The organism is Anaerotignum sp. (assembly GCF_031981185.1).
Lineage (GTDB): Bacteria > Bacillota > Clostridia > Lachnospirales > Anaerotignaceae > Chakrabartyella.
In genome coordinates this window covers 101,927-114,715 of sequence record NZ_DALYUL010000005.1, presented here as the reverse complement: position 1 = coordinate 114,715, position 12,789 = coordinate 101,927, and the positions used below count along the sequence as shown (strand labels likewise).

The 12,789-nt window shown below is 41.9% G+C and carries 11 protein-coding genes and 1 tRNA gene; 7 read left to right on the top strand and 5 right to left on the bottom strand.

What is annotated here, in order from left to right:
* The 4 genes from RTK36_RS04240 to RTK36_RS04225 all read right to left on the bottom strand — a co-directional run bounded on the left by RTK36_RS04240 (position 1) and on the right by RTK36_RS04225 (position 4,249).
* The gene (locus RTK36_RS04240) at positions 1 to 807 is read right to left on the bottom strand and encodes an ABC transporter ATP-binding protein (RefSeq protein WP_312044758.1); all 807 of its coding nucleotides are present in this window, start codon (positions 805 to 807) and stop codon (positions 1 to 3) included.
* A gap of 28 nt (positions 808 to 835) precedes the next feature.
* The gene (locus RTK36_RS04235; protein ID WP_312044674.1) at positions 836 to 1,924 is read right to left on the bottom strand and encodes a branched-chain amino acid ABC transporter permease; all 1,089 of its coding nucleotides are present in this window, start codon (positions 1,922 to 1,924) and stop codon (positions 836 to 838) included.
* Positions 1,925 to 1,927: 3 nt separating this feature from the next.
* The gene (locus RTK36_RS04230; RefSeq protein ID WP_312044672.1) at positions 1,928 to 2,815 is read right to left on the bottom strand and encodes a branched-chain amino acid ABC transporter permease; all 888 of its coding nucleotides are present in this window, start codon (positions 2,813 to 2,815) and stop codon (positions 1,928 to 1,930) included.
* Positions 2,816 to 3,016: 201 nt separating this feature from the next.
* The gene (locus RTK36_RS04225) at positions 3,017 to 4,249 is read right to left on the bottom strand and encodes an ABC transporter substrate-binding protein (protein ID WP_312044670.1); all 1,233 of its coding nucleotides are present in this window, start codon (positions 4,247 to 4,249) and stop codon (positions 3,017 to 3,019) included.
* 292 nt (positions 4,250 to 4,541) lie between these two features.
* Here RTK36_RS04225 and thyA point away from each other — a divergent pair, with 292 nt between their 5' ends.
* Complete coding sequence (thyA, locus tag RTK36_RS04220; RefSeq protein WP_312044668.1) at positions 4,542 to 5,372, top strand: thymidylate synthase; 831 nt, start codon at positions 4,542 to 4,544, stop codon at positions 5,370 to 5,372.
* Between the two features lie 13 nt (positions 5,373 to 5,385).
* Complete coding sequence (locus RTK36_RS04215; protein ID WP_312044666.1) at positions 5,386 to 5,874, top strand: dihydrofolate reductase; 489 nt, start codon at positions 5,386 to 5,388, stop codon at positions 5,872 to 5,874.
* Positions 5,875 to 6,091: 217 nt separating this feature from the next.
* Here RTK36_RS04215 and RTK36_RS04210 read toward each other — a convergent pair whose 3' ends face one another.
* A complete protein-coding gene (locus RTK36_RS04210) occupies positions 6,092 to 7,297 on the bottom strand; it encodes a CCA tRNA nucleotidyltransferase (protein WP_312044664.1) in 1,206 nt (401 codons plus the stop codon).
* A 280-nt stretch (positions 7,298 to 7,577) separates the two neighbouring features.
* Here RTK36_RS04210 and RTK36_RS04205 point away from each other — a divergent pair.
* The 5 genes from RTK36_RS04205 (at position 7,578) to RTK36_RS04185 (ending at position 12,754) form a co-directional block, all read left to right on the top strand.
* Positions 7,578 to 7,650, top strand: a tRNA-Lys gene (locus RTK36_RS04205).
* A 166-nt stretch (positions 7,651 to 7,816) separates the two neighbouring features.
* A complete protein-coding gene (locus RTK36_RS04200; protein WP_312044662.1) occupies positions 7,817 to 8,803 on the top strand; it encodes a hypothetical protein in 987 nt (328 codons plus the stop codon).
* A 423-nt stretch (positions 8,804 to 9,226) separates the two neighbouring features.
* Entirely contained in the window at positions 9,227 to 10,651 is a 1,425-nt protein-coding gene (locus RTK36_RS04195; RefSeq protein WP_312044660.1) for a PEGA domain-containing protein, read from the top strand.
* Positions 10,652 to 10,666: 15 nt separating this feature from the next.
* A complete protein-coding gene (locus RTK36_RS04190; RefSeq protein ID WP_312044658.1) occupies positions 10,667 to 12,394 on the top strand; it encodes a phospho-sugar mutase in 1,728 nt (575 codons plus the stop codon).
* 228 nt (positions 12,395 to 12,622) lie between these two features.
* Positions 12,623 to 12,754, top strand: a complete 132-nt coding sequence (locus RTK36_RS04185) for a hypothetical protein (protein WP_312044656.1) — start codon at positions 12,623 to 12,625, stop codon at positions 12,752 to 12,754.
* The last annotated feature ends 35 nt before the right edge of the window (positions 12,755 to 12,789 follow it).

The window sequence follows — 12,789 nt, the reverse complement described above, 5'->3', positions numbered from 1 at the left end:
TTACTCATCTTCAGCCACCCCCAAATAAGCATCAATTACCTTTTGATTGTTTTGAATTTCATTTGGTGTGCCATTTGCAATCATTTTACCAAAGTCGATCACATAGATACGGTCAGATATATCCATAACCAGATTCATATGGTGCTCAATCATAAAAACTGTAAGATGGAATTGATCTCGAATTTTTTTGATAAAAGCGGTTAATTCGTCAGTCTCTTGAGGATTTAATCCTGCTGCGGGCTCATCTAATAAAAGTAGAGAAGGATTGGTTGCCAGTGCCCGGGCAATTTCTAAATGACGCTGTTTGCCATAGGGAAGGGAGCTGGATTTTTCGTCCTTTAGCTCATATAAATCCAAAATGCGCAAAAGCTCCAATGAATCTTCCTTCATCTTCTTTTCTTCCTTCCAATTCAGGAGGAAAATATCGGCAAACACATTGGCTTTCATACGCATATGTTTTGCGATTAATACATTCTCCAAAACCGTCAGCTCTTTAAACAAGCGAATGTTTTGAAAGGTACGGGCAATGCCTAGTTTTGTAATTTTATCAGGAGTTGGTTCTAATACTTTTTTGTATTTACCCTTATTTTCCCCTGCATACATTTTTTCCATTTTACCTTTGGGGCAATTTGAAAGGATAAGCTGATTTTCAAAATCTACACAGCCGTTGGTGGGTGCATAAACACCGGTGATAACATTAAAGGCTGTTGTTTTTCCAGCACCATTGGGGCCGATGAGAGAAACGATTTCTCCCTTATGTACATCTAAGGAAAGGTTATTTACAGCTACAACACCGCCAAATTGCATAGTAATATCTTGTACGGAAAGAACTTTTTCACTCACAGCCTTCACCTCCCGCTTTTTTCTTTTTATCCAATCGGTTTAGTATAAAATCCCAGTTGAATTCTTTCATACCCATAATGCCACGACGGAAGAACAGAACAACAAGCATTAAAATAACAGAAAACACCACCATACGGAAGCCGTTTTTTAGCAGAGGAACCTTAAAACTGCCGATGAAGGTTTCCATATCCAAGAAACGCAGCCACCATTCCCTTGCGGCAATGACTAAAAGGGAAGATATTACGCTGCCTGTAACAGACCCCATACCGCCTATTACAACAATTAAAAGAATGTTGTAGGTTAACGTAACATTAAAGGTGGTAGAGGTGATTGCCCCCAGATACATACCCATTAACGCACCGCCAACCCCAGCGAAAAAAGAACTGATGATAAAGGAAAGCTGTTTATGCTTTGCCAGGTTAATTCCCATTGCCTCTGCGGCAATTTCGTCCTCTCGGATAGCCTTAAAGGAACGACCGTAGGAGGAACGAATGAGAAGGCAAACAACGAGAATGCAAATTCCGACAACGATAAATGGAAAATAAAAGTTAGGAAACTTGGGAATCAGCTTTAGTCCCAGGGAGCCGTTGGTAACACGATTCATAGGGGAACTACCCACAATGATACGAACAATTTCAGCAAAACCTAAGGTGGCAATGGCGAAATAGTCGCTCTTAAGGCGCAACACAGGGGCACCAATGATTGCCGCAAGAATTGACGCTACAAGGCCTGCCAAAACAAGCCCTACCCAAATGGGTACTTGAAGATTGGAAAGCCAATCGGCAACGCCGTAAAGATAGTATACACCAGGGCGGCTTTTAGCAGGAATGGTAAGGATAGCAAAGGTATATGCTCCAACTGCCATAAAACCCGCCTGCCCTAAGGAGAACAAACCGGTAAAACCGTTTAATAAGTTCATAGAGACTGCCACAAGGGCGTAGATTGCGCCTAATTGCAATACAGTGCGAAGCATGTAGGTAGGCTTCGTAAAGTGGTTTACATAATACAAAACACCTGCACAGACCAAAAGGGCAATCACGGAAAAAAGGATCTTCAATTGGGTTTTCTTTTTTTCTGTCATATTTTACACCTTCTCAGTTATTTTTTCGCCAAACAAACCTGTTGGCTTAATCAGTAAAATGACGATGAGCAAAATAAACGTGAATACATCGCTGAATTCAGAATAGCCTGCCGCTTTAATAAAGGTTTCTGATAGACCGATGATAAACCCGCCTAAAACTGCACCGGGGATGGAGCCGATTCCGCCGAATACCGCTGCAATAAAGCATTTTAGGCCAGGCAAAGAGCCAGCAAGGGGATAAACCGAGGGTCTGGGTGTGAAATACAGAATGGATCCGATTGCCGCCAAAAAGCAGCCAATGACGAAGGTGATGCTGATGACACGATTGATTTTAATGCCCATAAGTTGTGAGGTTTCAAAATCTTTAGAAACGGCTCTCATGGCCATACCGATTTTTGTGTGATTGATTAACTGCATTAGAATAAATACAAATCCCAGAGTTAAGATTGGGGTGATAAAAGTTACTACAGAGGTGGAAATGCCACCAATGGAAATGGTTTTTGTCAAAAAGCCAATGGATGGATAGGGCTTTGGCAAAGCCGAGAACAAATAGGTAGCTACGTTTTGCAAAAAATAGGAAACACCGATGGCCGAAATCATAATAGACATACGGGGGGCGCTTCTTAAAGGCTTGTAAGCCAATTTTTCAATGCATACGCCAAGAGCCACCGTTGCAGAAACGACCACAATGATTGCCATATACCAGGGCAAAGCGAAATTCACCATGGAAAAAATCATAAAGTAAGCCGCCATCATGAAAATATCCCCATGGGCGAAGTTAATCAAACGCAAAATCCCATATACCATGGTATAGCCAATGGCTATGAGGGCGTAAATACCGCCGATAGAAATACCTGTTAAACAATATTGTAAAAATGCATTTGCTGTCATGGTTATAACCTCCAGACAAAGATAATTGATTGTGCGGCTTGAAAAGGTTTAAAAAGGGAAGGCATTCTTAATTTGGAATGAAGCCCTTGGTTTCCTTTGCAAACCTTAGCAAGCCGTTTGGAAAGAAAAATTGCCGGGAGGCGAACTTCCTCCCGGCGGACTGTTATAAAATTGAGAAGAAAGGTGCTTCTCCTACAATTATTATTCAGCAGACTGTGTTTTTAAGAAGTTAAACTTGCCATCTTTAATCTGTTTGATGTAAGCTACGTTCTTTACAGCGTCGCCGATATCATCAAAAGAGATTGCACCGGTTACGCCGCTGAAGGATACTGCTTTTAATGCGTCGCGCAAAGCAACGGAATTCAATGCTTCAGCGCCATCCAAAGCCTTCAGTGCTTCGTAGATAGACATATATGCATCATAGCCCAAAGCGGAAACAGCAGCGACGCCGTCGGAACCACCGTTTAATGTGAGGTTCTGAGGATCACCGTTTAAGTAGGCCTTGAAGCCTTCAACAAATTCTTTTGCAACTGGGTTTGAATCGTCATGCTCGTCAAAGAATGTGGAGAGAGCAACCCCTTCTGCAGCAGAGCCAGCAGCAGTGATGATTGTTTCGTTTTCCCATGTATCGCTGGCGATAATCTGTGCTTTAATGCCGTTTGCCTGTGCCTGAGGCAGAAGCAAGGTAGCAGTAGCGATAGAGGAGGGGGCAAAGATACAGTCAGGATTTGCACCTTTAATTGTGGTCAGAATTGCGTTAAAATCAGACTCGTTTGTCTGATAGGTTTCATCTGCAACAATCGTGCCGCCCATACCTTCAAATGCCTGCTTAAAGAATGCTGCAAGGCCAGTGGAATAGTCGTCACCGTTTTGGCTGATCAGAGCGGCTGTTTTATATCCTTTTTCGATGGCATATGAAGCCATTACCGTTCCCTGGAAAGGATCCAAGAAGCAGGTGCGGAAATAGAAGTCGTTACCTAAGGTTACCTGAGGGTTTGTGCAGGAAGCGCCTATTGCAGGAATCTGGGCATCAGCAAAGGTTTGGCCTGCGGCAATGGAAACGCCGGAGCCGTAAGAACCCAACACTGCAACAACGCCGGAGCTGATTAAGGACTGCGCTGCTGTAACCGCCGCTGTTTTATCGGACTGGTTATCAACCTCTACTAATTGAAGTTTGTATGTAGTGCCATTAATGTCAACGGTAGGATTTACTTTGTTTGCATAGCGCATACCCAGTATTTCCTGCATACCGCCACCGCCATTTTCGCCAGTTGTAGGCTCGAAAACACCGATTTTGATTGTGTCGCCTTCAATTGCGACACCTGTTGCTGCGGCATTATCTTTCGCAGCATCGCCACCCGTTGTGCCGCCACCACAAGCTGCCAAGGACAGCACAAGTGCAGCTGACAAAGTCAAAGCAAGGAACTTTTTCATAATACGACTACCTCCCTAGGTTTTTTGCCCATGCTGGGCAAAGGTATGTGTTTGTCGATGCGTGTCCGCATCAAATGGACATATGCGTTTTGCATCGCTGTCCTGAGTGTACCACAATTTGTGTTCTTAGGCAATATTTACAAGATTTTTTTCAAGAAAATTAATAGGTTTGCTGTGTTTTACACATATATAATTAATTTATTGGCAGCGGTAGAAAAACAGAAGGATTTCTATTATAATAAAAGGTAATCTCCTCAATAATTGAGGGATTTACAGAATAGGAGGAGAAGAAATGAGTAAAGCCGACCAAATCTTTATTAAAAATTGCACGGAAATCCTTGCAAATGGGTTTTCTACTGAAAAGGAAAAGGTGCGTCCCCACTGGGAAGACGGTACCCCTGCATATACCATAAAAACCTTTGGCGTTGTGAACCGCTATGATCTTTCTGAGGAGTTTCCTCTTTTGACATTGAGGGCCACAAATTGGAAAGCAGCAATTGATGAAATTCTTTGGATTTGGCAGAAAAAATCCAATAATATCAATGACTTAAACAGCAAAATTTGGGATTCGTGGGCGGATGAGAATGGGTCTATCGGCAAGGCCTACGGATATCAGTTGGGGGTACCCTATACCTTCAAGCATGGTACCATGGATCAGGTAGATAATGTGCTATGGCAGTTGAAAAATACTCCGTATTCCCGCCGAATCATGACGAATATTTATAACTTTGGGGATTTGATGGAGATGGGTCTGGAGCCATGTGCCTATAGCATGACCTTTAACGTAGTGGGAGACAAGCTAAACGCAATTCTCAACCAGCGTTCTCAGGACACCCTTGCGGCAAATAATTGGAATGTGGTGCAATATTCTGCTCTATTGATGATGTTCGCTCAGGTGAGTGGCTTAAAGGCAGGAGAGCTGGTTCACGTAATCAGTGATATGCATATTTATGACAAGCATGTACCGATGATTCAAGATTTAATAGCAAGAGAGCAATTTCCTGCACCAAAGGTGCGGCTGAATCCTGAGATAAAGAACTTCTATGATTTTACAGTGGCAGATTTTATCGTGGAAGATTATCAGCATGGAAAGCCTATAGGAAAAGTGCCTGTGGCAATATGATAGGAGTGAGGGTATGAATTTAATCGTAGCGGTGGATGAGCAATGGGGCATTGGCAAGGATGGGGATTTGTTGTGCCGTATTTCGGGGGATATGAAACGATTTCGTGCCATAACCTCTGGAAATGTTTTGATTTTGGGACGAAAGACATTAGAGTCTTTCCCTAATAAAAAACCTTTGCCTAATCGGGAGCATATTGTTTTGACCAATAATTTAGACTATCAGGCAGAGGGGGTTACCCTTTGCCACAGCATAGTGGAAATACCGAAGGTTTTGGAGAAATTTAAAGAGAAGGAAATCTTTGTGGCAGGGGGGCAAAGTATCTATGAACAACTTTTGCCCTTTTGTCAGAAGGCATATGTGACAAAAATTCATGCTGCTTTTCCTGCGGATACGCATTTTCCCAATTTAGACGCGATGCCTGAATGGGAAATCGTTGAGGAAGAAGCGCTAGAAGAAAACGGCGTGAAATTTACGTTTGTTTTGTATCAGAGAAAGAATTGATAAATCTATCTGCGCAAGTAAGGGTGTCGACAAAGTCGACACCCTTTTATAATCTTGTTTATTCAACGGTTCCCTTTTTGTGCTGTATAGCATTGATAAAGGGAGATCATTCACGATGCAATCGCAAAGATTAATTTCTAATAAAGTTTGGGTCATGCCTTTTCAAAGGCTTGCCGGGTTGGGAGCAGGGTCCGAGAACTTGCTTTTAAGCTTCCTGTTACATATGCTCCTTGGCCATTTTTAGTAAAAGTTCCTTTTGATTTCCCTGGGGATTTTGATGCACAAAATCCAGAAGAACTGCCAAAATTTCGCCTATTTTCTTCCCCTTTGGTACGCCCATTTCCATGAGCATTTGCCCATCAACTGCCAAGCTTTTTAACGTAAGACAATCTCCGTCAGATACAATTTTATGGAGGCATTGTGCCGTTTGCAATGAGGGTGCTGTGGGGCGTAGAATTTCTTGCAGTGTGATTAGCTGTTCCACTGCTTCAAGCCCTAGCTTACTAATAAGTCCTCTTAGAGGATACCCTTGTGTTGGTAGCTCCTGATTGATATTTTCAAGAAGTAGGCAAATTCCTTTTAAACTTTCGTTATCAAACTTGAATTTCTTAAGAAAAGCCTTTGCTTCTTGTGGTGAATAATCCTGTAAAACAATGGTCCAACGCAACACAGAGTTCTTTGGTGCTTTTCTTAGTTCCTCCAAAAGGTTGTGGGCTCGTTGCATCAGTCGGTTTGCAAATGAACCATCAATCTCCCCTAATAGGCCACTTTGCCAAAGTAAGGGCATCTTTTCATAATGGTGGCATAACCACAATTTTTCCATTTCGTCATGAATTCGTTCTACGCTGATTTTTTTGATTAACTCTTTATTCTCGGAAAGGGCCTGATAGGTTTCCTCTTCCACATCAAAACCCAATTGCGCCGCAAATCTTACACAACGAAGCATGCGCAAAGCATCCTCTTGAAACCGCAAAGCAGGCGTTCCCACGCCACGAATGGTTTTTGCCTGTATATCCTCCATACCGTGAAAAAAGTCCTGATAGCCCTCTTCTGGATGATAGGCGATGGCATTCATGGTAAAGTCTCTGCGCAATAAATCCTCTTGCAGATTTTTGGTGAAGGTTACACCGCTAGGATGTCGGCAATCTTCATATTCTCCTTCTATGCGGTAGGTGGTTACCTCGTAATTAGTATGATTTAAAACAACGGTTATAGTACCATGCTGAATGCCGGTGTCAAAGGTATGGGAAAACAGCTCTTTTGTTTCCTCAGGCTTGGCTGAGGTGGTTATGTCCCAATCCTTGGGCTGGGTGTGCAAAATGGCATCTCTGACACAGCCGCCAATAATATAAGCTTGGTGACCAGCTTGATTTAAAGTTTTTATTATATATAAAACATCTTCGGGCAATGCATTTGAAAACATAGGTATTCTCCTTTCAAAAAGTCTGAAAAGTTGCTTGGAAATCCCATTGAAAAATTAAATTGAAGCATTTGTGCTACTTAATATGCTTTCATAGTATACCATAAAATTCTAAAATACAAAGGAAAGCCTTCGCAGTTTTTTTAAGATTGGCGAAAAACACCGAAAATTAGGGGCAAATGAGCACTTAAAATAATAAATGAAAAAAATTAAAATTTTTTTGACAGAAATCGTTGACAAAAAGTACAAGTAGTGATAATATATTTTTTGCAGTCAACAATACGCGCCCTTAGCTCAGTTGGTAGAGCAACTGACTCTTAATCAGTGGGTCCAGAGTTCGAGTCTCTGAGGGCGCATATCGAAGCAGAGTGGCTTAGAGTAATTCTAGGTCGTTCTGCTTTTCTTTTTTGCATTGAAACACTCCCAATTTGGGAGTTTTTCTTTTTTTTACGGATATTTTTGTTTGTTTCCCCATAGAATGGTACAGAAATGTTTTGTCCGTAATCGGCAGGGGGAATGGATATGGAGGAACTTTATGAAAAAATATTATGGGAGGGTTATGGCCTTCGTTTTTACAGCGGAACCCGTACCCGAACAGGTCTTGTCTGCAAAACGGACAAAGGACTTAGAGAATTGAAAAAGGCAAGGGAGCGAATGAACAGCATCCGATATGCCCATGATGTAAAGGAATGTCTTTATGGAAACGGCTTTACTGTGATCAGCAGGTTTTATAATACCATGGACGGACAGCCTTGCTTTGTCAAGGAGGGCGCGGTGTATGTTCTGGAGGAGCTTTTGCCCACCGCAGCGTTAGAGGAGGATGGAAAGGAGGCCTTCATCAGGGGCGCGGAAACACTGGGTAAAATGCACCTTTGCGCAAAGGGATTAGAGAGCAGATTTGTTCAATGGGACAAAGAACGTTTGCCGGCACAATTCGCAAAAAGAAGGGCGGAGCTTGCCAAAATTAAGCGCCGCATTCAGAAACAAGGGGGCTATGATGCTATAGATTTGTTGGTGCTTGATAACTATGATACATATATGGAGCAGACCTTGCAGGCAGAAGCTCTATTGCAGGAAGCAAATTATTCAGCCTTGTTTGAGAAGGCCAGGGGAGATGGAACCTTTTGTCATCATAGCTTTAAGGGAGAAAATCTTAGGGTGTCAGATGGTGGAAAATTATTTGTAGGTGGCTTCGAGGGATGCAGCAGTGACATACCGCTATTAGATTTAGCGGCATATCTTAAGCGTTATATGAAAAAAACGGAAGGAGATAAAGAGGGAGTTGTGGGTATGCTTGAGGCATATCAAAAAAATAATCCTCTAGAGGAGGGGGAAAAAGTACTGCTCCAAGCACTTGTCATTTATCCGGAGAAATTTTTGCGTTTAATTAATGAGTATTATAATAAAAGAAGAGCTTGCGTTTCTCCCGCGATGCAAGAACGTTTGGCATTGGCGGCGGAGGAAGAGGGACGGGCAAAAGAGCTGTTCCTCTATATTCGAGGAGTTTAAAGGTGGCTTTGTTAAGGGGTTTTTATCTGTTGGGCGCATGGGTGATAGCATGTAAACAGAGTGCACGGACCATAAATGAAGCCATTTTGTGGAGTTGGATTCATTTGGGAAACAAGGTGTTTCCCAAGTGAATTCCATTAAGCTTCGAAAATTGTCCCTAAGGACAACCATGGGATTTTGTTTTTATTGGGAAATATAGGGAAGTAACTTGTATAGGGAATGACTGTAAGGCCTCACAGGTACTTGGATTGATAGCATTTAGCTTTCTTTTGTCCAAATTTACCAAAGGGGCTTTTTATTTTTTTCTTGTATTTCAAAAGGATAGGGAGAAGAGCTTTGCGAATTCTTCTTGCAACTTATAGGGGAAACGTATAAAATGTACTTTAAGGTATGTCTGAAAATTCCCCAAAGGAGGAGAAGTTAGTGAAAGACTATCACTTTGAAAAAGATGAGCACGAATTTGATGAAACAATTCGTTTAGATGATATTAACAAAGAAATGAAAAAGTTAAAAAATGATCAGCCTGAGGATGATTTGGGGGATAAGGACGCATTTTTGGATGCCTTTGAATCTGAAAAGTTTGACCGTGTGCCAACGGGGAACAACCCTAACAGTCATTCTAACACATCCCGTGGGACAACCACGGCTATGGAGAAAGAGCCCTTTTTGAATAAGAAAACTGCGGCAATTCTTGCTGTGGTTGCAGTAATTGTGGCAATTGCCAGCTTTGCTTTGGTGCGGGGGCTGTTTTTTTCGGGAAACAAAAATCCAAATTTAGCCATGGAGCAATCCCCAGTCTTGATACAAGGGGCACTGGAAAGTGGTGAATTAATTGTCTACGATATTAAAGGGAATGTCAATAAAAGCATCATTGTCACTCAGGATACAGAATTTACTGATACCCAAGGCCGAGGAGCAAAGGACGTTCCTCTTGTGGTTGGAGATCTCATTTTAGTGAGTTTGGATAAGGACGGAAAGACTGTTTTAACCTTGAATCAGGGTGGGAAAATAGAAACCGTGGAAGAAACAGGGCTTAAAGCGGATATCGCTTCAAAGAATCTTCTTGGAGATGGAAAGAAATTTAGCTATGGCGAGCAAGCGATTTTTATGTATAATCATGAGGAACTAAATCCAAAGGATTTGGAGGCTTGTGATGTGCTGATTTTAAAAAGCTATGAAGATGTAGTGTGGTCCGTGGAGGTAGCAGAGTATCATGGCTATATTTCCGTAGAAAATAAAGATAATATCATAAATGGGAAGTTTCAGCTGGATGAAGAAGAGGCAGTCCCCCTGGAGGAGGTAGAGCGCATTCCACTGAAGGAAGGAACCCACAAGGTTACAGTCTCCGGAGATAATATTGAAGAAAGAACAGACAGCATTTTTGTGGAGACAGGGGAGGTTTATGTATATGATCTCTCAAAGGCCCAGGAAAAAGTGGGCGTTTTGATTATCAATGCCAATGTAACGGGGTACAAGCTTTATATCAATGGTACGTTGGTGGATAGCACAGTACCCTCTGTATTACCCTTGGGAGAGTATGATGTGGTGATATTAAAAAATGGATATACTGAATGGAGTCAGCATATTGTTCTGGACAAGGATACATTATCTGTTGATGCAAATTTGCAAAAAGATATTCAATTTGGTTCTGTTGGGATATCCGTCAATGTAGACGGAGCCCAGGTTTATATTGATGGGAAAGACATGGGTACGGCGCCCATGGAATTAAATCTCCCCTATGGCAACTATAGCCTTGGGGTAGAGAAAAATGGGTATCAATCCTTTTCCACGGTAATTAATGTTAACAGTGGCTCAAGCCATATGAATGTGGAACTGGAAAGAGAATAAAGAGGAGGCGGGAGTATGGATTATATGGAAAGATATCACCAATGGTTGGCTGACCCTTCTATTGACGAGGACACAAAGGCAGAGCTTCGTCAGATTGCCGAAGATGAAAAAGAGATAAAGGAACGGTTTTATAAAGAATTGGAGTTTGGCACAGGTGGCCTTCGTGGAATTATCGGTACGGGGAGTAACCGAATGAATTTTTATACCGTAGGTAAGGCGACGCAAGGCTTGGCAAACTATATTAAAAAACAAGGCACCCAGGCTAAGGGCGTAGCTATTGCCTATGACTCCAGACATATGTCTCCTGAATTTGCAAGAATCGCAGGGTTGGTATTGGCGGCAAATGGGATTCCGGCTTTTGTATACCCCTCCTTACGCCCTACACCAATGCTTTCCTTTGCAGTAAGGCGATTGGGCTGTACGGCAGGCATCGTGGTTACTGCAAGCCATAATCCTCCTGAGTATAATGGATATAAAGTATATTGGGCAGATGGGGCTCAAGTGGTTGCACCCAGAGATACAGATATTATTGATGAGGTAAATGCAGTCACGGAGTATGGACAGATTCTTCGGATGGAACTGAAAGAGGCGGAGGAAAAAGGCCTTTATCATATCATTGCCAAAGAAATTGACCGTTGTTTTGATGAACAGGTGTTATCTCAACGTATTTGTCCAGAAATTACAGAGGATATGGGAGAAAGCCTTACCATAATTTATACCCCTATTCATGGTTCAGGCAACGTGCCGGTGCGCCGTGTTTTGAAAAAGGCCAGATATAAAAAGGTTTTTGTGGTTCCTGAACAGGAGCAACCGGATCCCGATTTTACAACGGTAGGCTATCCCAACCCCGAGGACCCCAATGTATTTACCTTAGCCAAGAAGCTTTCGGAAGAAAAAAATGGTGATATCATTGTGGGAACCGATCCGGATTGTGATCGTGTTGGCGCAATGGTGAAGAATGACAAGGGAGAATATGTTGTTCTGACGGGAAACATGGTGGGGGCGTTGCTGACAGAATATATTCTGTCTCAAAAGGCAGCAAAGGGTACCTTACCGGGGCATGGTGTTATCATTAAGACCATTGTCAGCACGGAGTTGATTCAGCCTATTTGTGATTTCTATGGTGTGAAGAAAATGGAAGTGCTGACAGGCTTTAAGTTTATCGGGGAGAAAATAAAGGAATTTGAAGAAACCGGTGCCTATGAGTTTCTGTTTGGTTTTGAAGAGAGCTATGGCTATTTAGCAGGAACATACGCTAGGGATAAGGATGCAGTGGTAGCCACATTACTTCTTTGTGAGATGGCGGCATATTATAAGAAAAATGGAATGACCCTTTATGATGGTGTTCAAAAGCTATACGAAAAATATGGCTATTATTTGGACGGTGTAAAGGCGATTACCTTAAAAGGCTTGGATGGCGTTGAACGGATTCAGAAGATTATGAACACTTTGCGTGAAACTGCACCAAAGGCTTTTGGTGGCCAAGATGTGGTTTGGGTAAGGGATTATAAAACCCAAGTTTTCCATAATTTGCAAACAGGTGCAAAAGAAAAAAGCCCGTTACCTATTTCCGATGTATTATATTATACCCTAGAGGATGGTACTTGGCTGTGCGTACGTCCTTCAGGAACAGAGCCAAAGCTGAAATTTTATATCGGGGTGAAGGGGGAAACTCTCCAAGGGGCAAAAGAAAAGCTTGCTGAGATTGAAAAAGACCTGGATGAGAAACTTGCTTCTATCTAATTTGGAAGAAAGGCCGTAGTTCTTATAAATAAATCATTTGGTTTTTATATAGCGTTTTTGCTTTATAAGGGTGTTGAAAAAAATCAGCACCCTTTTTGTATGTGGGTTTGGGTATTGGGCTTTTCAGGTTATGTGAAAAAATATTTATGCTTTTTAATTATGTGAAAGTTAATTAATGTAAAAAAATCACATCCCTCTGGGATTTTTCAAATAAGAAAGGTTGATTTTATGATGATAATTATTCTTATTGCGTTGATAATTTGTACACGTATTATTATGGAAGAAATAAAAGAGTTGAAACAAGAGCTGAAGGAAGATATCATGAGGATTGCCGACAACGGGGGAGAAGAGAAAAAGTGAATACCTCGTTGTGTGAAAAGGGATCAGTGCATTTC